We start from the raw sequence: 25,712 nt of genomic DNA, 5'->3' as shown, positions 1-25,712 counted from the left end.
CGGTACCGAGACATGTTCCAGCCGCCGATCTGGCGGCGCGTTGAGTTTTTCAGCCGTGTAGCCGCCGTATTTGGATGTCAGTGAGATGAAACGTCAGTGAAAACTGGCCTGGTTTGGGGGAACCGCCATGTTTGAAAGTCTGATCGGCCTTGTCGCCATCATCGCCTTGTTCGTTATCATTTCGCGCCAGCAGAGCCGCATCGGTCTGATCGAACGCGAGCTTGGCGCGCTGCGCAGTCTCGTCCTTTCAGGTGCCGTGCCGCCGGTGGCCAAACCGGCAGAACAGATAGCTGCCGAGGGCAAGGCTGACGCGGCGCCGATGGCTGCGGCAGCGGCCGATATCGCCTCGCCGGCGGTGAGTGAACCGATCGTACAGGCGCCGGCTACAGAAACGGAAGCTCCAGCTGGCGAGGCTGTGTCCGGCCCCTGGTCCGCGGGCGAGGCTCCGAAGGCAGCAGAACCTGTCGAGCCGGTTGCAGCGCCCAAGGCTCCCGGCAAGCCGGATATCGAGACGGCACTCGGCACGCGCTGGGCGGTCTGGGTCGGCGGCATCGCGCTGGCGCTGGGTGGCCTGTTCCTGATCCGCTACACAATCGAGGCCGGTATTTTCGGCCCCGGCGTGCGGCTCACCATGGCAGCGGTGCTCGGGCTGGTGCTGGTTGCCGGCGGCGAGTTCATCCGCCGCACCGGCTTCAAGGTGCCGGTGCAAGGCGTTGCCGGCGCCTATATTCCGGCGATCCTGACGGCGGCCGGTGCCTTCATCCTGTTCGGCACCGTCTATGCCGCCCACGGCATTTACGGCTTCATCGGCCCGGCGCTTGCCTTCACGCTGCTTGGTGCCATCGGTGTGGCGACGATCGCGGCGGCCCTGGTCCATGGCCAGGCGCTGGCCGGCATCGGTCTTGTCGGCGCCATGGTGACGCCGGTGCTGATCGCCTCGCAGGCGCCTAATCCCTGGGCATTGTTCGGCTACCTCGCCATCGTGCTTGCCACCACCGCTGTCATCGCCCGCATGCGTGACTGGACAGCGCTGATGGCCGCCGCCTTTTTCGGCACCGGCATCTGGACCATTCTTTACATGACCGACGCGCCGGGCGCGAACCTCTCCGCCATCCTGTTCATCGACGCCGTCACCCTGGCCGTGCTCGCTTTTGTCTGGCTCGGCCGCCATCGCGACGAAACCGCCAGGGCCTTCGACTGGCCGTCCATCGTGCCTGGCCTGTTCGTTGCCTTCTCGGCGCTGGGCCTGTCGATCGACCCGGCCTTCGCCGCAGCCGGCTACGCCTTGCCAGGCGCCGTGATCCTCGCGGCGATGGTGGCCGTCGCGCTTTATCGCCCGCTGGCGCTGCCGCTGCTTTACGCCGCCGGACTGGCAACGGTCATGATCTATCTTGGCATCATCCCGCCAACCTCGATCGCATCCGACTTTTCGGCCGGCGCTCTCGGTGTCGATGGTTTGCCCGTGGCGACGTCCAATGCACTGACTTTGCGCATCGGCCTTGCGCTGGGCCTGGTCTTCATCGGCTCGGGCATGTGGGCCGCCCGCAAATTCGCGGCATCTGCCTCGTTTCGATCCGCCTCATGGGCGGCATCGGGTGTCATCGTGCCGTTGGTCATCCTGCTGGCACTCTGGTTCACCTTCGGCAATCTGGACCGCGATTTTGTCTACGCCGCCGTCGCCGCACTGCTGGTCGTGGTTTTCGCCGGAGGCGGCGAATGGATCGCGCGCGCCGAAGAGCCTTCGCTCAAGGGCGGGTTGGCCGTGTCGTTTGCTCTGGTCGGTGCGGCGCTCGCCAGCCTCTTGATGCTGCACATGGCTTTCAATTCCGGCTGGACCACTATTCTGCTTGGTGCAGCAGCCATCGTGCCGGCGCTGGCTACGCGTTGGCGCTCCTACCCGGTGCTCGGCTGGATTCCGGTTGGCGCCGTGATCGCCGTACTTGGCCGTGTCGCCTTCGATCCGACCATCGTCGGCGCCGAGTTCCTGTCGACGACACCGGTGTTCAACTGGCTGCTGCCGGGCTATGGCGTCCCGGCGCTCGCCTTCGGCTTCGCCGCCTGGCAACTCGCCCGCACCACCAATGGCCGGCCGCGCCTCGCCATGGAAGCGGCGGCGGCGCTGTTTGCGCTGCTTGCCGTTGCCATGCTGGTGCGCCACGCCATGCATGGCGGCGTCATCGACACAGGTCCGATGACGCTCGCCGAACAGGCGATCTACACGCTGATTGCCATCGGCGCCGGCGCCATCCTGGTCGCTATCGACATGCGCTCGCCAAGTTCGGTGCTGCGCTATGGCTCAATGGCGGCGGGCGTGGTTTCTGTCGCCCTGATCGTCATCCTGCACTTCGTGGTGCTCAATCCGCTGTTTACGGACGAATCGACCGGCCGGATTCCGGTCTTCAACCTGTTGTTCCTCGCCTATCTCCTGCCGGCCGTCGCCGCCGGCGGACTGGCGCTCTATGTCAGGGACAAGCGGCCGAAATGGTATGCGCAGATGTTGGCGGTGGTGGCGGCCATGCTTGCGCTGGCTTATGCCACCCTGTCGGTCAGACGGCTGTTCAAGGGTGAGTTCATCGGCCTGTGGAGCGGGCTCGGCCAGCTGGAAACCTACACCTATTCGGCGCTCTGGCTGGCGATCGGCGTGGCGCTGCTCACCGCCGGCGTCTGGCTGAAGTCGCAGGTGCTGCGCATTGCTTCGGCCGCGTTGATCGCGATCGCCGTGCTGAAGGTCTTCCTCTTCGACATGTCGGAGCTGGAGGGCGTACTCAGGGCGCTTTCCTTCATCGGCCTCGGCGCCGTGCTGATCGGCATCGGCCTGTTCTACCAGCGACTTTTGACGCAGGCGGCGAGGGAGAAGATACCGGTCGTCGAACAATGACGGCAGGCGTTCAATCGAGCCGGGAATAAACCGGCTCCCGCCAGCGTTATCTCATTGCTTGGGTGACCGGGGCGGCGGACCGCTTCGCGCTGGCCGCTTGCGTCGCGCCGGGAAGGCGCGTTGAATCGGGATCAACAAGGGCGATTTCAGAACCAGCGGTCATGGACGAAAAGAAGGCAGCAATCCTTGGCGAAATACCGCGCCTGCGCCGCTACGCACGCTCGCTATTGCGCGACCGGGATTCTGCCGACGACCTCGTCCAGGATTGCCTCGAGCGCGCACTCGTGCGGCTCGACAACTGGCAGACGGGAGAAAGCCCCAGGAGGTGGCTGTTTACGATCATGCATCATTTGTTCATCGACCAGATGCGCAAGGTGAACCGTCGCGGTGAAGCGGCGATGCTGCCCCTGGAAGCGGGCGAGGCGGTTGCCCAGCCGGCCGAGCAGTTGGACGGCATAGCCTCACGCGAGATCATCGACGCGCTGCAGGCGATCAGCCCCGATCGCCGCGCGGCCCTTGTCATGGTCGCCATCGAGGGTTTTTCCTATGCCGAGGCCGCCAACATGCTGGGCGTGCCCGCCGGCACGCTGATGTCGCGCATTGCGCGCGGGCGTGAGGAACTGCGCGGTTTGCTGGATGACACGGCGCGTCGCCGCGCGATAAGGATCGTCGAGAAATGATCCGCCACGATTTTTCAGAACGTGACATCCATATGGCGCTCGACGGCGAACTGCCGGCCGACGAGCGCGCCGCCTATGATGCCTGGCTCGACGCCAATCCCGAGATGAAGGCCAGGAGCGCCCGCTTCACAGCCGACCGGGAGGCAGTGCGCTCGGCCTTTGCCGGCGTGCTGGATGAACCTGTTCCCGCGCGCTTGCGCAAGGTGGTGCTCGGCGAAGCGCCGGTTAAGGCTGCGATGCCGCGCTCGCGCTGGTGGCTTGCGGCTGCCGCCGCGGTGCTTTTGGCCACGGGTGGATTTGGCGGCTACTTTGCCGGCATGGACGCCATCCGACAGGAGGATCCGGCGGAAGATCGGCTCGCCGAACAGGCGATTGCCGCCCATGTCATATACGCCGCCGAGAAGCGGCATGCCGTGGAAGTGCCGGCCAGCGACAAGGATCATTTGCAGACCTGGCTGTCCAACCGGGTCGGGCTGAAGCTGGTGGCGCCGGACCTGACCGCGAACGGCTTCCAACTGGTTGGCGGCCGCTTGCTGCCGGCCGGCGACAGCAAGGCCGCGATGCTGCTCTACGAGGACGACAAGGGCGAACGCATATCCCTCTTCGTCACCGCGGAATCGGTGGAGAATGCCAAGGGCACCTATGCTTCGGCGCAGGACGGCCCGCAGGCCGTCTACTGGCTGGACAAGGGCTATGGCTGCGCCGTCGTCGGCTCGCTGCCGCGCGAGCAATTGGCGGTCGTGGCCAAGAATGCCTATGGCCAGCTTCTGGCAGGCCTCGCAAGCTGAGTTGGCCGCAATTGTTCGCAGCCGGTCGCCTATCAAAACAGCGATCCTGTTCAAAGCCCGCGAGCTTCCTTGCCTCGGCGGAAACTGTCACAATTCGGCCCTAATCAAGGAGCGATAGCGCTTGATGAATACCGGCGCTTCGGCTGGTGTTTGCGACGCTTTTGACCGGGGCCGTTTCCGCAACGCAATCGAGGTTTTTGCGAGTCGCATGCCTGCCGAGATCCGCACGGCCCGCGCGTCTGACGTCGATGATCTCGCCGCCATCGAGAAAGCCGTTTTTTCGAGCGATCGCATTTCCCGTCGCTCCTTTCGCCTGTTCATAGAGCGCGAGACCGCCGAGACGCTGGTCGCCGAGCTCGACGGCCGCGTCGCGGGCTACGCGATCGTGCTGTTTCGCAAGGGCAGTGGGGTGGCGCGGCTCTATTCCATAGCCGTCGGCCCATTTTTCGGCGCGCTCGGCATCGGGCGCCAGCTTTTGACCGCGGCGGAGGAGGCGGCCTTCGGGCACGACCGCATGATGCTGCGTCTCGAAGTGCGCGAGGACAACGGCCGCGCCATCGGCATCTACGAGCAGGCCGGCTACCGCAAGATTGGCCGCGAGCCTGGCTATTACGAGGACGGCGCGACCGCGCTTCGTTATGAGAAAACCCTGCGCGGCGACCTTCCGGTCGCCACAAGGGTGCCGTTCTACCAGCAGACCTGCGAGTTCACCTGCGGCCCATGCTGCCTGATGATGGCGATGGCGAATTTCGATCGCGGCTTCGTGCCCGATCCGGTGATGGAAATCCGCCTCTGGCGCGAAGCCACGACCGTCTTCATGATGTCGGGTCCGGGCGGCTGCGAGCCATTCGGCCTGGCTGTCTCGGGTTATGAAAGCGGACTCGCGGCGGAGATCTTCGTTTCCTTCTACGGCGCGCTGTTCCTGCAATCGGTGCGCAGCGAGGACAAGCGCCGTGTGATGGAACTGGCCCAGGTCGACTTTCGCCGCCGCGCGGAACTTTACGGCATCCCGGTGAATTACCGCCCGTTCACCCTAGATGACATCAGAACCGCGATCGCCGCGGGAAAACTGGTGCTGGTGCTGATCAGCGGCTTCCTTATGTTCGGCAAGAAGGTGCCGCACTGGGTGCTGGCCATCGGCGACGACGGCGACCATATTCTGATCCACGACCCCTGGGTCGAGGACGAAAGGCAGGAAACCATCCTTGATGCCGCCAACATTCCCGTGCCCTACGGCATCTTCATGAACATGGCGCAGTTCGGCCGCGACGGACTGCGTGCCGCCATCACCTTGGGGAAGCGCGACACACAATGACCTGGGTCATCCTTACCGGCCGGCAGAGCGATCTCGACCAGGTGGCGACACCGCACAAGATCATCACCAATCGCGACTATCTCGCGCATCCGTCGCTGTTCCGCGGCCAGCGGCCGAAGGTCATCAACCTGTCGAACAATTACGGCTACCAGAGCCGCGGCTACTATGCCTCGCTGCTGGCGAGTTCACGCGGCCACAAGGTCATTCCGACCGTCGAGACGATGATCGACCTGTCCGAACGCAAGCTCTACGAACATGCGCTGCCGGAACTGGAACTGGCGCTCAACAAATGCCGCAAGGACCTCGGCGGCGCCTTTCCGGCCAAGGTGTGCATCTTCTTCGGTATCGGCCCGTCGAAAGTCTGGGACCGCTTCTCCAAGCTCCTTTTCGACTGGTTCCGGGCGCCGGCACTCGAGGTCCACATCAAGGACAGCGCCGAATGGGCCTCGATTCGCAAGATCGGCTTCCATCCGCTGGCGCGCATGACCGAGGATGAGGAAAAAAGTTTCATCCAATGCCTGGAGACCTACACCAACCGCGAATGGCGCGACACCAAGGGGCGCACGCCGGCGCGCTACACCTTCGCCACGCTGGTCGATCCGCACGAGGAACTGCCGCCGTCGGAAATCTCGTCGCTGCGCTACTGGGCCAAGATCGCCGAAAAGATGGGCGTCGAAATCGAGCCCATCACCAGGAAGGACCTTGCCAAGCTCGCGAACTATGATGCGCTTTTCATCCGCGAGACCACCTCGATCTCCAACCACACCTATCGTTTCGCCCGCCGCGCCCAGCAGGAAGGCATGCCCGTCATCGACGATCCGCTATCGATGATCCGCTGCACCAACAAGGTCTATCTCAACGAGCTGATGGCCTACAACAAGGTGCCGGTGCCGCCGACGGTGATGATCGCCGGCACCTCCGACTTCGAACTGGCCGCACAGACGCTGGGCTTCCCGCTGGTGCTGAAGATCCCGGATTCGTCCTTCTCGCGCGGCGTCAAGAAATGCGAGAATCTCGAGGAACTGACACGGCTTGCGACCGAGTGGCTGGAGGATTCCGACCTTCTCATCGCGCAGAAATTCATTCCGACCGAATATGACTGGCGCGTCGGCGTGCTCGGCGGCCAGCCGCTGTTTGCCGTGCACTATCTGATGGCCAAGAAGCACTGGCAGATCGTCAATCACAAGGCCAATGGCAAGCCCGACCAGGGCGGCATCAAGACCTTCACGCTGAAAGAGACGCCGCCCCATGTCGTCGAGACGGCGGTCAAGGCGGCGCGCTGCATCGGCGACGGCCTCTACGGCGTCGACCTCAAGGAGACCAAGGACGGCGTCTTCGTCATCGAGGTCAACGACAACCCAAATCTCGACCATGGCTGGGAGGATTCCGGCGAGAAGGACGAGGTCTGGGTGCGGCTGACGCAGTGGTTCCTGGAGCGCCTCGACCGGCCGGGGCGGTAACGGTCAACCAAGGGGAAGACATGCAGTTCATCGTGATCGAGGATTTCACCGGCTGCGACCGCAAGGATATCTACCACCGCTTCTGCGATCGGGGCCGCCTGAAGCCGGAGGAGCTTGTCGTGCACCACAGCTGGATCGCCGCGGATATGAGCCGCTGCTTCCTGCTGGTGGAGACGGACGACGTCACACTGCTGCAGCGCTGGGTGATCGAATGGGCTGATCTGGTCGAGTTCGAGATTGTTCCGGTGGCGACGAACAAGGACATGGTGGCGGCCTTGAGCGGGCACCTCTGACTAAAGGACGGGTCAGCGGAGCGCCGGCGAGCCCACAGCGCGCCGGCATTCCTCTATCAGCCAATCGCGGAACGCCGCCACGACATCGCGCCTGGCGCTGCGCTCCGGAATGGTCAGGCAATAGGGCTGGCGCAGCGCGATCGCCCTGGCGGCGGGTCGGTCCAGCCTGCCGTCCTCCACCGCTTCGGCACAATAGACCCCTTGCGCCAGTGCCACGCCCAGCCCCGAAATGGCGAGGTCGAGGGCGGCGCGCGACGAGTTGGCCGACAGGCCCCGCTGCGCCGCCCGTCCGGGCTGGGCACCTTCAGCCTCGAACCAGTTGCGCCAGGACGGAAACGAGGCGCCGGTCGGTCCCCAGTCGGTGTGGATCAGCGGCAACCCGGCGAGTGCCTCCGCCTTGATCGCGCTGGCAAGCCCCGGTGCGCAGACCGGATAGACGGCGTCCCGGGTGATGTCCTCGGTCGGGTGCTCGCGATAGTGCAGACCGTAGGAGAGCCTGATGTCGATCAGTTCACGGTCGAACGGCACCGGGTCGTCGTCGCCACGCAGCGAGATGTCGGCGGCACCGTGGCTGGCGACGAAGCCCGCCAGACGCTGGGAAAGCCAACCCATGGCCATCGAAGGCGGCACCGATACCACCAGGCGCGGGCGGAAGGCATCGCCGCCCAATTCGCGCGAGACACTGCCGATTTCCTGGAAGGCCATGGTCAACCGTGGCAGCATTTCCACGCCGGCCTCGGTGAGCACAACCGTGCGGTTGACCCGATGAAACAGCTTGCGCCCCATCTGTTCCTCGACGGTGCGGATAAGCTGGCTGACGGCGGCGGCCGAGACCGAAAGCTCTTCCGCTGCCGCGGCGAAGCTGCCCGTGCGCGCCGCGGCCTCGAAAGCCTGAAGTCCTTTGAGCGATGGAGATGTGACCATGATCGCCAGATAGATAAGGTGAGCTTATCCAAATCGCAGGAATCGTCGTTTTTGGAAAGCTTTTTCACCGCCTAGATTGGGCCTTGTCAAATCGCCAGCCTGGATCGAAACCGATGGACCATCGCGACATCATCGCGTCACTAACCCCGGAAGAGCGCGGTCGCCTGACCGCCAAGTCCAACGCTGCGGGTCTCGTTCAGCTCGGCGCCCATTGGGGGGCGATTGCGATCATTGGATCGCTGATCGCCGCGAAAGTACCATTCTGGCCGCTGCTGATACTGCCGCAAGGCATCCTGATCGTCTTCCTGTTCACGCTGCTGCATGAGACGGTTCATCGCACGGCCTTCGCGACGCAGTGGCTGAACGATGCCGTGGCGCGCGTATGCAGCCTGGCGCTGGCGCTGCCGGCCGACTGGTTCCGCTATTTCCATTTCGCCCACCACCGCTTCACCCAGGACCCCGAAAACGATCCGGAGCTGGCCTTTCCCAAGCCGGAAACGCTAAGACAGTATCTCGTGCATGTTTCCGGCATCCCGCTGTGGTGGGGCCATCTCAAGACGCTCTACGCCAATGCGGTTGGCGGCAGCCAGGAAAGCTATGTGCCGCCGAAAGGCCGGCCCAAGGTGCGGGCCGAAGCGCGCGCCATGATTGCTTTCTACGCGGTCGTCCTTCTGCTTGCCGTCTATTTCCGGCTCTCCGTGCTTTTCTATGTCTGGATCATTCCCGCTCTGCTGGGGCAGCCGTTTCTGCGCCTCTATCTGCTGGCCGAGCACGGCCGCTGTCCGTTCGTGGCCAACATGCTGGAGAATACGAGAACCACGCTGACCAACTGGGTGGTGCGCAAGCTCGCCTGGAACATGCCGTTCCATGCCGAGCATCACGCCTATCCCGGCGTGCCGTTTCACCAATTGCCGCAGTTTCACGCGCTGATCGAGCGGCATCTGAAGGTGGTCGAGCCGGGCTATGTCAGCTTCCACGAGAAATATATCGAAACGCTGAATTGACCGATGCCATCAGCCGGTCTGGCTGTGTAGCGCACGCGCCTTCAACAGACGCTGGATGTCCGCTGCCTTCGACGGCACGCCGATCAGATAGCCTTGCGCCTCTTCACAGCCATTGTCGCGCAGCATGTCGAGTTGTACCTCGGTCTCGACGCCCTCGGCGGTGACGACAATACCAAGCTCGTTGCCGAGGCCGATAATGGTGCGGACGATCGCCGCCGTGTCGCGATTGCCCATATCGCGGATGAAGGAGCGGTCGATCTTGATCTTGTCGACCGGGAAACGCCTGAGATAGCCGAGCGAGGAATAGCCGGTGCCGAAATCATCCAGCGCGATGCGGATGCCGAGATCGCGCAACTGCCGCAGCGTCTTCAGCACGGCCTTGCTCTCGTCCATCAGCACGGTTTCGGTGATTTCCAGCTCCAGCTGTCCGGCCGGCACCCCGGAAAAGGCCAGGGCCGAGATGACGCTGCGGGCAAACCCGCCGCTTTTGAGCTGCACGGCCGAGACATTGACCGCGATGCGCAGGCCGGGAGGCCAGCTGGCCGCCGCTGCGCAGGCCTTCCTCAGCGCCCACTCGCCGAGCGGCACGATCAGTCCGGTCTCTTCGGCGACGGGAATGAACGCGTCTGGCGCGACCGTGCCGCGCGTCGGGGAATGCCAGCGCATCAAGGCCTCCGCGCCGATGATCTCGCCGGAGGCGATGTTCATGATGGGCTGGAAATCGAGATCGAACTCCTGGCGCGGCAGCGCCGCGTCGAGGTCGACCTCGAACGCCCGCCGGGCCTGCACGATGGCATCCATCGCGGGCTCGAAGAAGCGATAGAGGTTTCTCCCTTCGCTCTTGGCCCGATAGAGCGCCGTATCGGCGTTTTTCAGCAGCGTATCGGCGTCCTTGCCATCTTCAGGGAAAACGGCGATGCCGAGGCTGATGCCGATATGCATATCCCGGCTCTTGTCGCGAAACGGTTTTGCGATGGCCTCGACGATGCGCTTCGCCAGTTTTTCAGCATCGGCGATGCCCCTCGAGTTGAACTGCATGACGACGAACTCGTCGCCGCCGAAGCGGGCGACCACGTCTGTTTCATTGCGCAGGCAACGCTGCAGCCTCTCGGCGACGCTTTTCAGGAGCCAGTCGCCGGCGGGATGTCCCCAGGTGTCGTTGATCGCCTTGAAGCGGTCGAGATCGAGCGAGAAGATCGCCAACGGCGGTGCCGCCGCATCCTCCAGCGCCACGTCGAGCCGTTCGCGGAACATCGAGCGATTGGGCAGTCCGGTCAGCGTGTCGTGATGCGCAAGATGGATCATGCGCTCTTCGGTGCGTCGACGTTCGGTGACGTCGTCGAAGGTCACCACCCAGCCGCCGCCACTCATCGGCTGACGCGTGACCAGGATCGTCCTGCCGTCGGTTAGATAACGATAGGCCTCGTGCATTTTTGCCGCTTTCAGGCAGGCTTCGGTTTTGGCGACTTCGCTGTCGACGTCGATCTTCTGGTAGATGCCGAGCTCCAGCAGTTTTTCGAGCGCGTCGCGATGCGTCGTCCCAAGCGGAAAGTCCGCCGCGGTGGCGTTGTAGAGCTCTAGAAAACGCCGGTTGCGTACGATCATCTTGCCGTCGGCGTCGTACATCAGCAGGCCTTGCGACATGTTGGCGAGTGCCGCGTCGAAACGGCGATGCTGCTCCTTGAGATCCTGCTCGGCGCGCCGCTGTTCGGTGATGTCCTCGTAGATCGAGACCCAACCGCCGAGGGCCAGCGGGCGGTGCGAGATGTTGATGATGCGACCGTCCGACAGCGTTTCTTCGTAGGTCGAGGGTTTCGCCTGGTCGATATAGGGTTTGCGGATGGCATAGAGCTCGTCGGCGCTTTGCGAGGCGATGCCGATGTCGACACTGTGCCGCAGGATGTCGATGAAGCGGATGCCCGGTCGTACCAGCTTGGCGTCGAGGCAGAAGATGTCGATGTAGTTGCCGTTGCAGATGATCATGCGTTCGTCGGCATCGAACATGCACAAACCGTGCGACATGTTCTCGACAGCGGCGGAAAAGCGCTCGTTCTGTTCGCGCAACTCGTCTTCCATGTGGCGAGAGCGCTCCACGCCTTCGGCTGCCCGCTCCGGGACGATCGAACCATCCTTGACATCCACGACGGGCATGAGGCGCGCCTGCGGTGCGTGATCGAACACCACACTGTTGCCGTTTCCGGTTAATTTAGCGTTCTCTACCCTACCGCCGATGTCGCAACTGGATGCCGCGACTTCTCAAGCGCCGAAAACCGCTTCAGGAAGGCATCCTGCGCCCAGGTCACCGAGCGTGGTGTGAAATCGAAGCGCTCGGCGGAGAAACCGCGCGGACGGCCGAAGAATTCGGTCGCTTCGGCGGTCGAGAAGCCCGCAAGCAGCGTTGCCTCGAAATAGGCGGCGATCTGGTCGGCGCGCTTGATGTCCCTGCGCACCGCCGCGGCCGGTTCGGGAGGCAGCGAGAAGCGCTGATGGATGGCGCGCTGCAGGCGCAATTCGCAGTCCTTGTAGCTGCCGCCCATCACCGACTTGAACGGCGAGATCATGTCACCGATGACATATTCAGGTGCGTCGTGCAGCAGCGCGGCGAGCCGGTCGGTGGCAGAAGCCTGAGGCACCAGATTATTGAACAGGGCTTCGACCAGCAGCGAGTGCTGGGCGACCGAAAACGCATGCTCGCCGCTGGTCTGGCCGTTCCAGCGGGCGACGCGGGCGAGCCCATGGGCAATGTCGGAAATCTCGATGTCGAGCGGCGAGGGGTCGAGCAGGTCGAGCCGGCGGCCGGACAGCATGCGCTGCCAGGCGCGTGGCGGCGCCCCGGTGCGGTCCGCCGCCATCAGGCTTCCTCCGCGCTGACGGTTTCCTGCGGAAAACTGAATTTGGCCCAAGTGGGAATGGCCATCGTCACCGGCACATCGCCAGCCAGGATCGGCTGGCCGGCGTCGAGCGCCGCCTTGACCCTGTCGATGCGGGCAATGGCAAGCCCGATGTCGCCGGCGCTCGAGCCGAGCGTGCCGACCGGCCGGCCCTCGACGGTGAGTTCGGTGCCGGAGGCGGGCAGGGCAAGCCCAGCTTGCACGATCAGCACACGTCGCCTGGCGGTGCCGCGATGCTGCATGCGCGAGACCACTTCCTGGCCGACATAGCAGCCTTTCTTGAAGCCGACGCCGCCGGTCTGGTCGAGCAGCACGTCATGCGGGAAGGCGTCGCCCAACGCATAATCGGCACCGCTCTCCGCGATGCCATGGGCGATGCGGAAGGCCTGCCATGCAGCGATGTCGCCGGCGTCCGCAATGCCGGCATAGGTGCGTGTGACGCTTTCCTTGGCAAAGCGCTTGTCGGCAAACGCGGTTGAATCATTTTCTGAGGCGATTGACTCCTTTCCCCACGCAACTGCGACAAGGGACTGTTCCGACTTGGCAATCTCGACCTTGGCGCGAAGCTTGTAGAGCATCAGCCGGCGAATGAAATCGTCTGAAATGTCGGCCCGGCATTCCAACCGGAAGGCGTTTTCGCCGGCACGCGAGATCAGGAAGTCGAACAGGATCTTGCCTTGCGGCGTCAACAGCGCGCCCGGCTTGGCTTCGCCGGCGCCGAGTGTATCGAGATCGGTGGTCAGGATGTTTTGCAGAAAGTGCTCGGCATCCGGGCCGGAGACGGAGATGAGCGCGCGGTCTTTCAGCAGGGCAAAGGGCATGGGGAGGATAAAAGCCTGATCTTGCAAAACGGTTGGCCATTACGTAAGCCGCTGACACTCCCCCCGCAAGAGAGCATGGCCATGACCTACGACCTCATCCTGACAGGCGGCACAGTGGTCAACCATGATGGCGAGGGGGCACGTGATATCGGCGTGAAGAATGGACGCATCGCCACAATAGGCGATCTCCGCCAGGCCTCGGCCGGCGAGACGATCGACTGTGGCGGCCTGCATATCCTGCCGGGCGTCATCGACAGCCAGGTGCATTTTCGCGAGCCTGGACTGGAGCACAAGGAAGATCTGGAAACCGGCTCGCGGGCGGCGGTGCTTGGCGGCGTCACCGCGGTGTTCGAGATGCCCAACACCAACCCGTTGACCACCAGCGAGGCAACGCTGGCCGACAAGGTCCGACGCGGCAGCGGGCGCATGCATTGCGACTTTGCGTTCTGGGTCGGCGGTACCCGCGACAACGCCAGGGATGTCGGCGAGCTCGAGCGGCTGCCGGGCGCCGCGGGCATAAAGGTTTTCATGGGTTCGTCCACCGGCGACCTGCTGGTCGAGGATGACGAAGGCGTCGCCTCGATCCTGCGGAACACCCGCCGCCGTGCCGCCTTTCATTCGGAGGATGAGTTCCGCCTGCGCGAGCGCCTTGGCGAACGCATCGAGGGTGAGCCGTCATCGCATCCGGTCTGGCGCGACGAGATCGCCGCCTTGCGCTGCACCGAACGGCTGGTGCGCATCGCGCGCGACGTTCGTGCCCGCATCCATGTCCTGCACATCTCGACCGCCGAGGAGATCTCATTCCTCGAACGGCACAAGGACGTCGCGACCTGCGAAGCGACGCCGCACCATCTGACGCTGAGCGCCGACGACTATCTCAGGCTCGGCACGCTGATCCAGATGAACCCGCCGGTGCGTGCCTCCCGCCACCGCGACGGCGTCTGGCACGGCATCGCGCAAGGCATCGTCGACGTGCTCGGCTCCGATCACGCACCGCACACGATGGCCGAAAAGGCAAAACCCTATCCGGCCTCGCCCTCGGGCATGACCGGTGTGCAGACGCTGGTGCCGATCATGCTCGACCACGTCAACGCAGGCCGGCTGACCTTGCAGCGCTTCGTCGATCTCTCCAGCCACGGCCCGCAGCGCATTTTCGGCATGGCCAGAAAAGGCCGCATCGCCGCCGGCTACGACGCCGACTTCACGGTTGTCGACATGAAGCGGCGCGAGACCATCACCAATGCGCAGGCCGGTTCGAAGGCGGGCTGGACGCCTTATGACGGCAAGGAAGTCACCGGCTGGCCGGTCGGCACCGTCATTCGCGGCCGCCGCGTCATGTGGGAAGGCGAAATCGTGACGCCCGGGCAGGGCACGGCGGTGGAGTTTTCCGAGGCCCTTGTCGTCTGAGCTTCCTTTCCCCTTTGATCAGGGGCAAGCCCTTAGTCTCCGGCGACGAAAAATGTCCACTGGCCCGCAGGCGTGATGCCGACGCGATAGAAAATATAGGCGCCGAACTGCTTCATGTCGTCGAAATCGCCGGCGGTGACGATCTTGAACAGTTCGACCCGCTGCTTGGCGTCGAGCTTGTCCAGCGGCAGCGCGAAGAAATACGGCCAGACATAGAGTTCCTGCGCTGTTCCGGCGTCGACATGGACATAGCCGGCGCTGAGCACTTCCTCCAGTATGGCCAGGATCTCCTGGCCGTCAGGGTCGCCGGACAGGCCCTTGAGGAAGGCGATGGCGTCGCCGTCGATGTCGGCCAGCGACAGCTGGGTCATACTGTCGCCCTTGCCGATCAGGGGCCGCAGCTTTTCAATGTCGCCGCTCTTGCAGGCCTCGATGATCAGATCATGCATGCGCCGCACGGGCTCGGGCAGCTTGCTAAGGTCGTAGACGACCTCGGGCAAGGGTGCTTCGGGATCGACACGCGGCCTGTTGGTGCCGCCATCCGCTGGACTGTCGGGCTCCGCCGCGTCCGGAGCGGCCGGCTGCTGGCCGGTCGAAGGCGGCGTTCCCACCGGGTCGGGCATGGGAATCGCGCCGCCGGGCGACGAAACGTCGTCATCCGCTGACGGTGTGACAGGCGAGGGAAGTTCTTCGCGTTGGATCTCGCTCAGCGCATGAGCAGGGCTGCTTGCCAGGCACGTTACAAAGGCAATCGCGGCACAGTACGCGGCGAGACGGATGTAGAGGACCAAGCCCTTAGGCCGGCCTGACATCGGAAAATTCACTGCCCGTATCTCCTTGGCCCCGGGCATAATGCCCAAACGGCACTCGATCGTCAAAGAACCGGATGTCGGTTCAGTGCCGCAGCCGCTCGGGTTCGAAGGCGCCAGCAATCACCTTTTCACGCATGCGGTCGAGCAGGGCAAGGGCCGATGTCTCGCCGTTGGCGCGCAGCATTTCACCAAACGCGGTCTCAAGCGCCGCCTCGGCAATGATCTCGGGCTCGATGCCGGCCGAAAGGCCCTCGGCCCAGGCTTCGCTGTGGCTTTCCACCGCCGTCAGGCGCTTTTCTTCCCTGACCAGCGCGTCGATGTCGTTGACACCATGTTCCATAAGCGATGTCCACCCTTTCAAGCTGCGATCCCTCAGTGCGGATCAGGCTTGATCTGTTCCGTTTACACGCAGCCTTAAGTAAGTATCTGTAAATACGACATTTTTTTGATCGTCTTTTACAGCAGACGGCTGTGTTTGGCGAAGCTGCGTTTCAACCCGGATCAAACTTAGCCGATTAGGCCGGCCTGCGGGGTGAAAACCTTCAGTTTGAGTTAATTTCGCATTCTTGCGGTAACGTTTGATTAACGTTGTTGCAGAAGTGCAACATCAGGATTGCACCAAGACACAGATCGCTACAAGCCGGATTTGTCTGATAGGACCAGCGACAGCGCGGATATCTGTTGATGGCCGCCTAATTGCCGTAGCGCGAGGCGATGTCGCGCGACAGCGTCTCGCCTTCCTTCATGTAACGGCTGATGGCTTCCGTGGCTGAAGCCGTGCACTGCGTATAGGTGCCGCCGAAGGAACGATAGCCGCGATTGAAGCTGGCGATGAAGCGGGCGCGACGCTCCGGATCCGGATTTTCCGATTCGAGCAGTTTTTCCATTTGGCCACGCCACTGGTCGCCCTTCTCGCCGCACAGATTGCGCAGGAAATGCAGCGACCCCAGCACCTCCGCCAGCCGCATCAGTCCCGGCTCGAACGGTGACTCGGCGCTGAACGCCGGCCGCGCGGCCACGGCCGTACTGACGGCAAGGCACAAAGCGACAAGGAAAGGAGCGCGGCTCATAAGTCTATGTGGCCAAACAATTTGTCGCCTGCAAGGCGTTTCCGGCGCGGCGGTTGGGGAATTCAGCGGCTTTCGGGGGAACCAGCTGGTCGGCCAAGCAGATCCTCCGCCACCGCGAACACCGAGCCGGCAAGCGGCAGCGCCGCCATCTCGCGGAGCGTGTAGAAGGCTGCTGTCGCGGCATCGTCGCTGGCCACGGCCTCGCCGCCGGCATAGGCGGCACCGAAGACCGTGAGGCGGTAATCAACAGGGTGGGAATCGTCCCTGCCGTCGATATGGATTTCCCGAAGCGGGCGAAAACCGGTGGCACGCAAGCCGGTCTCTTCCAGCAGCTCGCGCCTGACAGCATCCTCCAGCGTCTCGCCGGCCTCGACCTTGCCGCCAGGAAAGGCGTAGAGACCCTGTGAAGGTTGCCGTGCCCGCTTGACCAACAGCACGGTGTCGCCGCGCACCACGGCTACCGAGACCGCCGGCAGTATCTTTCGTGTATCGTTCATGGCTCCCACCGTTCGGCCGCCGCAGCCCGCTGTGGACGGCCGCCGCCGGACAGCTTTAGCGGTTGCAGTGCGGCTGTTCCATTGTCACTTTCCGGCGGCGCCATTCGAAGGCAGGAGCAATCGATCATGTGCGGACGTTTCGCCTTGACCGCCACACCGGATCAGACCGCTGCCTTTCTCGGCCTGGCGGAGCTGGAGGATTTCCCGGCCCGCTACAACATCGCGCCGACGCAACCGGTGCTGATGGCGACCGCCGCTGCGCCGCGGGCACCGGGTTCCAATTTGCCCGATCGGCAACCGATGCTAGTGCGCTGGGGGCTCATTCCCACCTGGGTCAAGGACACAAGGGAGTTTCCGCTGCTGTTCAACGCGCGCTCGGAAGGCGCAATCGAAAAGGCCTCCTTCAAGGCCGCCATGCGCCATCGCCGCACGCTGGTGCCGGCGTCAGGCTTCTACGAATGGCGGCAGAGCGGGGGCAAGAAGGGGCAACCCTACTGGATCCGGCCCAGGCAAGGCGGCCTGGTCGCCTTTGCCGGCCTGATGGAGACCTATGCCGAGCCCGGCGGTTCGGAAATGGACACCGGCGCCATCCTGACGGTCAACGCCAATGCCGCCATCGCCCACATCCACGATCGAATGCCTGTGGTCATCGATCCGGGGGATTTCGCCCGCTGGCTGGATTGCCGCACGTTGGAGCCGCGCGATGTCGCCGACCTGCTGCGGCCGGCGCAACCGGATTTCTTCGAAGCTATCCCCGTCTCCGACCTCGTCAACAAGGTCGCCAACACCGGCCCGGAGATTCAGCAGAGGGGCGAGGTCGGGCCGGAGCCCGAGAAGACCAGGCGCCAGAAGCCCGACGCGGACGACAGTCAGATGACGTTGTTCTAGCTGAAGTTTCTGTCTGGAGGCTTATACGCCTCATGCCCGGCGCCTTTGGAGCCGGCCGCACTCTGCTTCAGGCAGCGCGGGGCGATATGATCTTCGGCGCCGGCTTCTTTTTCTTCGCGGTGTGAAGAAGGGCGGCGACGATCGCGGCCGGGCCGATGGCGCGATAGTGGCTGGCCAGCGCCGGTTGCTTGGCGCGGGTGGCTTCCTGCTTGCTTCGAGGCATGTTTCTCTTCCCAGGTAACGTTTTCGTGTTCGCGTTTGACCGTCGAATCCGACCAAATCGTGACGTTTGGTGATCTAGCCGGCCAATGTTTCATGACTGTGCCGACATGTTTAATAAAATGTTTCACTGCCTGATTCCGCGTGATCGAGCGACGCGTTTGCCAATCTTTACGGCGTTTTTCTCGGAAGCAGCGACTTGACGGCAACACTGACCAAGGCGATAAAGCCGCCCATGAAAACGTCTTTCGCCATTTGTGGCATTTGCATTATTGGCTAGCCTCGCGCTGGTCCGGACGTTTTCGCCTCATCTTTCCCCAGAGTGGACAAACGCCCCGGCCAGCAGGCTGGAGTCTGATTTGCGCCTCGGCGCGGGACTGGCTCCATCCAGATAAAAAGTTCTGAACCGGGAAGGCATGGAATGTCCGACGCATCGCAGGGCCTGCGCCTCTACAACACGCTGACGCGCACGAAAGAGAATTTCGTTCCGATCGATGCGCTCAATGTGCGCATGTATGTCTGCGGCCCGACCGTCTACGACTTCGCCCATATCGGCAATGCCAGGCCGGTTATCGTCTTCGACGTGCTGTTTCGCCTGCTGCGCCATCTCTATGGGCAGGCGCATGTCACCTATGTGCGCAACATCACCGACGTCGACGACAAGATCAACGCGCGTGCGCTGCGCGATTTCGGTGGCGAGATATCGGCCGGAAAGCTGTCGCTCAACGAAGCGATCCGGCGGGTGACCGAAAAGACCGCCGACCAGTTCCACAGGGATGTCGCCACACTCGGCTGCCTTGAGCCGACGGTCGAGCCGCGCGCTACCGAATTCGTCGAGCCCCGCGCCGACGGCAAGGCCGACATGATCACCTTGATTCAAAGCCTGATCCAACGCGGCCATGCCTATGTCGCGGCGGGCGAAGTTCTGTTCGACACCGCGTCGATGCCGGACTACGGCCAATTGTCGAAGCGCAATCTCGACGAACAGCAGGCCGGCGCCCGCGTCGCCGTCGATGCGCACAAGAAGAACCCTGGCGATTTCGTGCTGTGGAAGCTGTCATCGCCGGAAGAGCCGGGCTGGCAGAGCCCGTGGGGCAGGGGCCGGCCGGGCTGGCACATCGAATGCTCGGCGATGTCGGCAGCCTATCTCGGCGAGGTGTTCGACATCCATGGCGGCGGCCTCGATCTCATCTTCCCGCATCATGAGAACGAGATCGCCCAGTCGCGCTGCGCCCACGGCACATCAGTCATGGCCAATGTCTGGATGCACAACGGCTTCCTGCAGGTCGAAGGGCAGAAGATGTCGAAGAGCCTCGGCAATTTCTACTCGATCCACGAACTTCTGGAGACCGAGACCTTCGGCGGCCGCAATTGGCCGGGCGAGGTGCTGCGACTGGCGATGCTGATGACGCACTACCGCGAGCCGATCGACTTTTCCGTGCGCAAGCTGGAGGAGGCGGAGAACACGCTGCGCAAGTGGAAACGCGCCGCCGATCTGGCGCCTGCGGCAGGGCGGTTGCCGGTGGAGGTCATCAATGCCTTGTCGGACGATCTCGCCACCTATGCTGCCTTCCAGGTCCTGACGCAGTTGGCTGGCGAGGCCGCGGAAGGCAACGAAGCCGCCGCCGCGCTGAAGGCGTCACTGCTGTTCCTTGGCTTCGATGTTGCCTCGGCAAAGGTCGACCAAGACAAGATCGCCAAGGCAATCGCCAATCGCCTCGCTCTCATCGCCGCCAAGAACTGGGCCGAAGCCGACCGCATCCGCGACGAGCTTTTGGCGCAAGGTGTACAGTTGAAGGACGGCAAGGATCCCGCCACAGGCGAGCGCATCACCACTTGGGAGGTAAAGAGATGATCGACCATCTCGGCATCGACGTTGCAGATTTCGACGCTTCGAAGGCTTTCTATGACAAGGCGATGGCGCCGCTTGGTGCTTCCCTGCTCTATATGGTGCCGCTGGAATACACCGGCGGCGAAAAGGTCGGAGGCTATGGCCGTGATCGGCCGGTGTTCTGGTTGCAGGAAGGCAAGCAGGGGCAAAAGGCCCATCAGCATGTCGCTTTCACCGCGCGCAGCCGCGCCGAGGTCGATGCCTTCCATGCCGCGGCCCTTGCCGCCGGCGGCAAGGACAATGGCGCGCCGGGCCTGCGCCCGCACTATCATCCGAACTATTATGGCGCGTTCGTCTTCGATCCCGACGGCAACAATGTCGAGGCCGTCTGCCATGATCCGGAGTGAGCCATGAGCCTTGACAACCGGCCGGTCTACACAGGCGGCTGCCAATGCGGGGCGGTGCGCTTCCGCGTCGAAGGCGCGCTTGGCGATGCCTCGATCTGCCACTGCCGGATGTGCCAGAAGGCGAGCGGCAATTTCTACCTGCCGTTGGTCTCGGTGCGCGGCGCCAGGGTTGACTGGACACGAGGTGAGCCCAAGCGCTTCCGTTCCTCCAATGCCGCCCGGCGCGGCTTCTGCGCCGAATGCGGCACGCCGCTGACCTTCGAGGCGCCCGACGGCATGGCGCTGGCGATCGCCGCTTTCGACGATCCGGCTGGTATCGCACCGACCATCCAGTGGGGTACGGAGGCAAAACTGCCTTATGTCGACACTATTCCGCAACTGCCGGGCGAGGACACGATGGCGGACATGGGTTCGGCTCCCTATCTCGCCGAGCTTGTGTCCTACCAGCATCCCGACCACGACACCGACCAATGGCCGCCGGAGGAAAGACCATGATCGAAACTGTCCGAACCGGCGGTTGCCAGTGCGGCGCCGTGCGCTTCCGCATCAAGGGCGCGCTCGGGCGCTCGTCCATCTGCCATTGCCGCATGTGCCAGAAACAGTTCGGCTCGTTCTTCGGTGCGCTGGTGACGGCACCCAGGGGCGGTGTCGAATGGACGCGTGAGGAACCAAGCTATTTCCAGTCTTCGGTCAACATCGATCGCGGTTTTTGCGCCCGCTGCGGCACACCGTTGACCTACCGCCAGCCCGGCGGGCTCGAGATCGCGATCGGCGCCTTCGACGATCGCTCGGATCTGGCGCCGCAAATTCAGGTCAACTATGCGGCGAGGCTGCCCTGGGTGGAAAAAATCTTCGAGGCGCCGGTCCATGACGATCCCGACTTTTATGCAAGGCAGGAGCAGATCATCTCCTTCCAGCACCCCGATCACGAAACGGCCAACTGGCCGCAACAGGGCCTGAAACTATGAGCTTGCGTACCCTCTACCCGGAGATCGAACCGTTCGACAGCGGCATGCTCGATGTCGGCGATGGCCATCAGGTCTACTGGGAGCGTTCCGGCACCAAGGGCGCCAAACCGGCCGTGTTCCTGCATGGCGGGCCGGGCGGCACAATCTCGCCCAAACACCGGCGGCTGTTCGACCCAAAACTTTACGACGTCATCCTGTTCGATCAGCGCGGCTGCGGAAAATCGACGCCGAACGCCTCGCTGGAGGCCAACACGACCTGGCATCTCGTCGCCGACATCGAGCGCCTGCGCGAAATGGCCGGCTTCGACACATGGCTGGTGTTCGGCGGCTCCTGGGGCTCGACGCTGGCGCTCGCCTATGCCGAGACGCACCCCGATCGCGTCAGCGAACTGGTTGTGCGCGGCATCTACACGCTGACCCGCGCCGAGCTCGAATGGTACTATCAGTTCGGTGTCTCCGAGATGTTTCCCGACAAGTGGGAGCGTTTCGTGGCGCCGATCCCCGAGGTCGAGCGCGGTGAAATGATGGCCGCCTACCGCAAGCGGCTGGTCGGCTCGGACCGCAAGGCGCAGCTGGAAGCAGCCCGCGCGTGGAGCCTGTGGGAAGGCGAAACCATCACGCTGCTGCCGGAACCGGAAACCAGCGGCAAGTTTGGCGAGGACGACTATGCCGTCGCCTTCGCTCGCATCGAGAACCATTATTTCGTCCATGCCGGCTGGCTCGACGAGGGGCAGCTTCTGCGCGATGCCTGGAAGCTCATGGATATCCCCGGTACCATCGTCCATGGCCGCTACGACATGCCGTGTCCGGCACGCTATGCCTGGGCCCTGCACAAGGCCTGGCCGAAAGCCGATTTCCATCTGATCGAGGGCGCCGGCCATGCTTATTCGGAGCCCGGCATCCTCGACCGGCTGATCCGTGCGACGGACAAATTTGCAGGCAAATGACCATGACCCGCGAACGCCTCTATCTCTTCGACACCACATTGCGCGATGGCCAGCAGACGCCGGGCATCGACTTTTCCGTCGAGGACAAGATCGCGATTGCAAAACTGCTCGACGATTTCGGCATGGACTATGTCGAGGGCGGCTATCCCGGCGCCAATCCGACCGACACGGCGTTCTTCCAGCAGAAACGCACGGCACGCGCCAAATTCGTCGCCTTCGGCATGACCAAGCGGGCAGGGGTCTCGGCCTCGAATGATCCCGGCCTTGCGGCGCTTGTGCAGTCGAAATCCGACGCCATCTGCTTCGTCGCCAAGAGCTGGGACTATCACGTCCGCGTCGCGCTCGGCTGCACCAATGAAGAGAATCTGGAGTCGATCAAGACTTCGGTCGAAACCGCTGTCACCTCGGGCAAGGAGGCGATGGTCGATTGCGAGCACTTTTTCGACGGCTTCAAGGCCAATCCGGACTATGCGCTGGCCTGCGCCAGGACGGCATACGACGCCGGCGCGCGCTGGGTGGTGTTGTGCGACACCAATGGCGGCACGCAGCCATCGGAAGCGCGCACCATCGTCGCCAAGGTCATTGCATCAGGCATTCCCGGCGATCATCTTGGTATCCACGCCCATGACGACACGGGCCAGGCGGTTGCGAATTCCCTGGCCGCGGTCGAGGCCGGCGTGCGCCAGATCCAGGGCACGCTGAACGGCATAGGCGAGCGCTGCGGCAACGCCAACCTGATCACGATCGTGCCGACACTGGCGCTGAAGCCGGCATTCGCGGATCGCTTCGAGACCGGCATTTCGGCCGAGGCGCTGACCGGCATTTCGCGTCTGTCGCGCGCATTCGATGAATTGCTGAACCGAGCGCCGGAAGCGCAGGCGCCCTATGTCGGCGCCTCGGCTTTCGCCACCAAGGCCGGCATCCATGCCTCCGCACTGGCCAAGGAGCCGGCGACCTATGAGCATGTGCCGCCGGAATCCGTCGGCAACCGCCGTCGCGTCATGGTCTCGGACCAGGGCGGCAAGGCCAATTTCCTCGCCGAACTGAAGCGGCGCGGCATCGAGGTGCCCAGGGACGATCACCGGCTCGATGCGCTGATCGCGGTCGTCAAGGAGCGCGAGGCCGAGGGCTATGCCTATGAGGGCGCCGATGCGTCCTTCGAGCTGCTCGCCCGCAAGATGCTGCACGGCTTGCCGGAATTCTTCAACGTCACCTCGTTCCGCTGCATGGTCGAGCGCCGCTTCGACGCCAATGGCCAGCTGAAGACGGTGTCCGAAGCGATCGTGAAAGTGCTGGTCGACGGCGAGGAAAAAATGTCGGTGGCGGAAGGGCACGGCCCGGTCAACGCGCTCGACATCGCGCTGCGCAAGGATCTCGGCAAATACCAGAGCGAGATCGTCGATCTCGAGCTCGCCGATTTCAAGGTGCGTATCCTCAATGGGGGCACCGAGGCCATCACCCGCGTCCTGATCGAATCGCATGACGGCACCGGCGCGCGCTGGTGGACGGTCGGGGTTTCCGAAAACATCATCGACGCCTCGTTCCAGGCACTGATGGATTCGATCATCTACAAGCTGATGAAGAACCGTGAGATGGCCGGGCTTGTTGCCGCCGAATAAGGTTGAACCATCAGCGAAAGTCCATTGATCCATCAGAACTTTGCGATGGTCTTGCCAAGGTTACTGGGCCATAGCGTTGGGCCATGGTCACTGAAGCAATTACCCTGGACGCGGAATCAAAGGCCCGCCGCGGCTTTCTGCTGGCGCTGGGCGCCTATCTCTTGTGGGGGATGCTGCCTTTCTACATGAAGGCCGTGGCGCACCTGCCGCTTGCCGAGGTGATCGCCCACCGCATCGTCTGGTCCGTGCCGATCGCCGCGGCGGTCCTGGTCTGGGCCGGCCGTACGGCGGACTTCAAGGCGGCAATTCGGTCGCCCCGCACCATTGCCATGGCGGCGCTGACGGCGGCGTTGATTTCGGTCAACTGGGGCATCTATGTCTGGGCGATCGCGGTCGACCGCACCGTCGAGACCGCGCTTGGCTATTACATCAACCCGCTGGTCAGCGTCGTCGTCGGTGCGCTGCTGCTTGGCGAGCGGCTCGACCGTCTGCAGATCGCGGCGGTGGTGCTGGCGACGGTCGCCGTCACGGTGCTGACAATCGAGGGCGGCAAGCTGCCCTGGGTGTCGCTGGCGCTGGCGTTTTCCTTCGCCGCCTACGGCTTCTTCCGCAAGACGCTGCCGATCGGGCCAAGCCAGGGCTTTCTGCTCGAAGTGCTTTTGCTGTCCGTGCCGGCTCTCGGCTATATCGTCTACCTGATCGCGACGGGACAGGACCACATCGTGTCGAGCACCGGCACCGACACGGCGTTGCTGATGGGCTGCGGTCCGGTCACGTCGGTGCCGCTGCTTTTGTTTGCGTTCGGCGCCAAGCTTTTGCGCCTCTCGACCATCGGCATCATGCAATACATCGCGCCGACCATGGTTTTCCTGATCGCGGTTCTGATCTTCGACGAGCCGTTCGGCACGGCACAAGCCATTGCCTTTGCCCTGATCTGGACGGCGCTGGCGATGTATTCCTGGTCGATGCTGGTCACGGCGCGACGGGCGGCGGCTACATCTGTCCGAGCCGTCTGACGAACAGGTACGTCACGCCGGCGATCAGCAGCGAAACCGCCGTCACCACCCAGAAGCCCATCGGCGTGTCGACCAGGGGCAAACCGCCGACATTCATGCCGAACAGGCCTGAGATGATGGTCATCGGCAACAGCACCGCCGTCATGACGGAGAGAATGTAGAGAAGCTGGTTCGACTGCATGGTCAGTTTCGCCATCAGCTCGTCCTGCAACAACCTTGTGCGTGCCTGCAACTGCTCGCCGTCATTATAGAGGGTGAGGGCCCGGTGCGAGAGTCTGGCCGCCATATCATTGATCAGATCAGGCAGCTCGTCGCGATGCGAATGGTCGAGATGCCGGAACAGGTTGGTGAGCGTCGCCATCTGGCGGTGGATCACCACCAGTTGCCGGCGCGCCTCGACCAGCGCCTGGCGTTCATTGTGCCATGCATCGCGCACGACGCGATCCTCTATGCCGTCGAGCGCATCGCCAAGCTTGCCGAGCTCGCCCGACATGCCGTCGAGCGACTGGCCCATGACCGCCTCGATCAGGTCCGATGGCGAGCGGAATTTCCGCGATCCGTTCTCCACCGCCTTGCGGACGGCGTCGACCGACTCCAGCGGCTGTTTGCGGGCGCCGATCAACATCGTGTCGTTGAAGGCGAAGCGGAAATGGACGAGCCCGCGCGCCTCCGAGAAGTCATGCTTGAGGTCCGGCAGATCGCCATAGAGCCAGCCATCCTCATAATCGATGTGGCAGCCATGGCTGGGGGCGAGGAATGCGTCGCGCGCCGGGGCCGGCAGGGCCAACTCGGCGCCGATTTCCTGGCGTGCGTGGAGGTCGGTGATCTGGTAGCTGCGCCAGGTCCAGTGGGCTTGCGCCGGATCCTTGGTGCGCACGCCTTCAGCGGTGAAATGGTAGATGAAGAACAGCCCGTGTTCATCAGGCAAATAAGGCGAAAGATCGGTGCCTTCGGCGGGGAGGGCGATGTTCACTGTC

General features: G+C 63.5%; 26 protein-coding genes. 16 read left to right on the top strand and 10 right to left on the bottom strand.

Going from position 1 to position 25,712, the window contains the following annotated elements:
• Positions 1–127: 127 nt before the first annotated feature.
• The 6 genes from CK227_RS21970 (at position 128) to CK227_RS21945 (ending at position 7,414) form a co-directional block, all read left to right on the top strand.
• Positions 128–2,878, top strand: a complete 2,751-nt coding sequence (locus tag CK227_RS21970) for a DUF2339 domain-containing protein (RefSeq protein ID WP_095770723.1) — start codon at positions 128–130, stop codon at positions 2,876–2,878.
• A 161-nt stretch (positions 2,879–3,039) separates the two neighbouring features.
• The gene (locus CK227_RS21965; RefSeq protein WP_095770722.1) at positions 3,040–3,558 is read left to right on the top strand and encodes an RNA polymerase sigma factor; all 519 of its coding nucleotides are present in this window, start codon (positions 3,040–3,042) and stop codon (positions 3,556–3,558) included.
• Positions 3,555–4,346, top strand: coding sequence for an anti-sigma factor (locus CK227_RS21960; protein WP_095770721.1), 792 nt, complete (start codon positions 3,555–3,557; stop codon positions 4,344–4,346). The genes CK227_RS21965 and CK227_RS21960 overlap by 4 nt, the downstream gene beginning before the upstream one ends.
• A gap of 208 nt (positions 4,347–4,554) precedes the next feature.
• The gene (locus tag CK227_RS21955) at positions 4,555–5,661 is read left to right on the top strand and encodes a peptidase C39 family protein (protein WP_095770936.1); all 1,107 of its coding nucleotides are present in this window, start codon (positions 4,555–4,557) and stop codon (positions 5,659–5,661) included.
• A complete protein-coding gene (locus CK227_RS21950; RefSeq protein WP_095770720.1) occupies positions 5,658–7,121 on the top strand; it encodes a RimK family protein in 1,464 nt (487 codons plus the stop codon). Before CK227_RS21955 ends, CK227_RS21950 begins: the two co-directional genes overlap by 4 nt.
• Positions 7,122–7,141: 20 nt before the next feature.
• Entirely contained in the window at positions 7,142–7,414 is a 273-nt protein-coding gene (locus tag CK227_RS21945; RefSeq protein ID WP_095770719.1) for a DUF3303 family protein, read from the top strand.
• 12 nt (positions 7,415–7,426) lie between these two features.
• Here the strand turns inward: CK227_RS21945 and CK227_RS21940 are convergent, their stop codons facing one another.
• On the bottom strand, positions 7,427–8,338 hold the full coding sequence (locus CK227_RS21940; protein ID WP_095770718.1) for a LysR substrate-binding domain-containing protein: 912 nt from the start codon (positions 8,336–8,338) through the stop codon (positions 7,427–7,429).
• Between the two features lie 113 nt (positions 8,339–8,451).
• Between CK227_RS21940 and CK227_RS21935 the strand changes: the two genes are divergently transcribed.
• Complete coding sequence (locus tag CK227_RS21935) at positions 8,452–9,342, top strand: fatty acid desaturase family protein (RefSeq protein ID WP_095770717.1); 891 nt, start codon at positions 8,452–8,454, stop codon at positions 9,340–9,342.
• Positions 9,343–9,351: 9 nt separating this feature from the next.
• Here CK227_RS21935 and CK227_RS21930 read toward each other — a convergent pair whose 3' ends face one another.
• The 3 genes from CK227_RS21930 to CK227_RS21920 all read right to left on the bottom strand — a co-directional run bounded on the left by CK227_RS21930 (position 9,352) and on the right by CK227_RS21920 (position 13,054).
• Positions 9,352–11,493: an EAL domain-containing protein gene (locus CK227_RS21930; protein WP_095770935.1), complete on the bottom strand. Its 2,142-nt coding sequence runs from the start codon at positions 11,491–11,493 to the stop codon at positions 9,352–9,354.
• Between the two features lie 65 nt (positions 11,494–11,558).
• Positions 11,559–12,194: an HD family hydrolase gene (locus CK227_RS21925; RefSeq protein WP_095770716.1), complete on the bottom strand. Its 636-nt coding sequence runs from the start codon at positions 12,192–12,194 to the stop codon at positions 11,559–11,561.
• A complete protein-coding gene (locus CK227_RS21920; protein WP_095770715.1) occupies positions 12,194–13,054 on the bottom strand; it encodes a folate-binding protein YgfZ in 861 nt (286 codons plus the stop codon). The genes CK227_RS21925 and CK227_RS21920 overlap by 1 nt, the downstream gene beginning before the upstream one ends.
• A 75-nt stretch (positions 13,055–13,129) precedes the next feature.
• On the opposite strand from CK227_RS21920, the gene CK227_RS21915 reads away from it, so the two are divergent.
• Complete coding sequence (locus CK227_RS21915; protein WP_179296329.1) at positions 13,130–14,461, top strand: dihydroorotase; 1,332 nt, start codon at positions 13,130–13,132, stop codon at positions 14,459–14,461.
• Between the two features lie 32 nt (positions 14,462–14,493).
• Here CK227_RS21915 and CK227_RS21910 read toward each other — a convergent pair whose 3' ends face one another.
• From CK227_RS21910 to CK227_RS21895, 4 genes are all read right to left on the bottom strand, one after another.
• Entirely contained in the window at positions 14,494–15,285 is a 792-nt protein-coding gene (locus CK227_RS21910; RefSeq protein WP_179296328.1) for a hypothetical protein, read from the bottom strand.
• Between the two features lie 70 nt (positions 15,286–15,355).
• Positions 15,356–15,613, bottom strand: a complete 258-nt coding sequence (locus tag CK227_RS21905; RefSeq protein ID WP_008874920.1) for a hypothetical protein — start codon at positions 15,611–15,613, stop codon at positions 15,356–15,358.
• Positions 15,614–15,965: 352 nt separating this feature from the next.
• Positions 15,966–16,343 (bottom strand): TIGR02301 family protein, encoded by a 378-nt coding sequence (locus CK227_RS21900; protein WP_095770714.1) that lies wholly within the window; start codon positions 16,341–16,343, stop codon positions 15,966–15,968.
• Between the two features lie 62 nt (positions 16,344–16,405).
• Positions 16,406–16,840, bottom strand: a complete 435-nt coding sequence (locus tag CK227_RS21895) for an NUDIX hydrolase (RefSeq protein WP_095770713.1) — start codon at positions 16,838–16,840, stop codon at positions 16,406–16,408.
• 126 nt (positions 16,841–16,966) lie between these two features.
• On the opposite strand from CK227_RS21895, the gene CK227_RS21890 reads away from it, so the two are divergent.
• A complete protein-coding gene (locus CK227_RS21890) occupies positions 16,967–17,728 on the top strand; it encodes an SOS response-associated peptidase (RefSeq protein ID WP_095770712.1) in 762 nt (253 codons plus the stop codon).
• Positions 17,729–17,795: 67 nt separating this feature from the next.
• Here CK227_RS21890 and CK227_RS21885 read toward each other — a convergent pair whose 3' ends face one another.
• Complete coding sequence (locus CK227_RS21885) at positions 17,796–17,951, bottom strand: hypothetical protein (protein WP_095770711.1); 156 nt, start codon at positions 17,949–17,951, stop codon at positions 17,796–17,798.
• Positions 17,952–18,368: 417 nt separating this feature from the next.
• Between CK227_RS21885 and cysS the strand changes: the two genes are divergently transcribed.
• The 7 genes from cysS to rarD all read left to right on the top strand — a co-directional run bounded on the left by cysS (position 18,369) and on the right by rarD (position 24,735).
• Positions 18,369–19,802, top strand: a complete 1,434-nt coding sequence (gene cysS, locus CK227_RS21880) for a cysteine--tRNA ligase (protein ID WP_095770710.1) — start codon at positions 18,369–18,371, stop codon at positions 19,800–19,802.
• Positions 19,799–20,185: a VOC family protein gene (locus tag CK227_RS21875; protein WP_095770709.1), complete on the top strand. Its 387-nt coding sequence runs from the start codon at positions 19,799–19,801 to the stop codon at positions 20,183–20,185. The genes cysS and CK227_RS21875 overlap by 4 nt, the downstream gene beginning before the upstream one ends.
• Before the next feature lie 3 nt (positions 20,186–20,188).
• Positions 20,189–20,680, top strand: a complete 492-nt coding sequence (locus tag CK227_RS21870) for a GFA family protein (RefSeq protein ID WP_095770708.1) — start codon at positions 20,189–20,191, stop codon at positions 20,678–20,680.
• Positions 20,677–21,153 (top strand): GFA family protein, encoded by a 477-nt coding sequence (locus tag CK227_RS21865; protein WP_095770932.1) that lies wholly within the window; start codon positions 20,677–20,679, stop codon positions 21,151–21,153. Before CK227_RS21870 ends, CK227_RS21865 begins: the two co-directional genes overlap by 4 nt.
• A complete protein-coding gene (gene pip, locus CK227_RS21860; protein ID WP_095770707.1) occupies positions 21,150–22,100 on the top strand; it encodes a prolyl aminopeptidase in 951 nt (316 codons plus the stop codon). The genes CK227_RS21865 and pip overlap by 4 nt, the downstream gene beginning before the upstream one ends.
• Positions 22,097–23,719: a citramalate synthase gene (cimA, locus tag CK227_RS21855; RefSeq protein ID WP_179295752.1), complete on the top strand. Its 1,623-nt coding sequence runs from the start codon at positions 22,097–22,099 to the stop codon at positions 23,717–23,719. The genes pip and cimA overlap by 4 nt, the downstream gene beginning before the upstream one ends.
• 83 nt (positions 23,720–23,802) lie before the next feature.
• Entirely contained in the window at positions 23,803–24,735 is a 933-nt protein-coding gene (gene rarD, locus CK227_RS21850; RefSeq protein ID WP_095770705.1) for an EamA family transporter RarD, read from the top strand.
• Here the strand turns inward: rarD and CK227_RS21845 are convergent.
• Complete coding sequence (locus tag CK227_RS21845) at positions 24,713–25,708, bottom strand: transporter (RefSeq protein ID WP_095770704.1); 996 nt, start codon at positions 25,706–25,708, stop codon at positions 24,713–24,715. The two genes, rarD and CK227_RS21845, sit on opposite strands and share 23 nt — an antisense overlap.
• Between the last annotated feature and the right edge of the window lie 4 nt (positions 25,709–25,712).

The organism is Mesorhizobium sp. WSM4308 (genome assembly GCF_002294905.1).
Taxonomy (GTDB): Bacteria; Pseudomonadota; Alphaproteobacteria; order Rhizobiales; family Rhizobiaceae; genus Mesorhizobium.
Note: the sequence above shows the minus strand (reverse complement) of the source record. Positions and strands in the feature narration are given on the sequence as shown.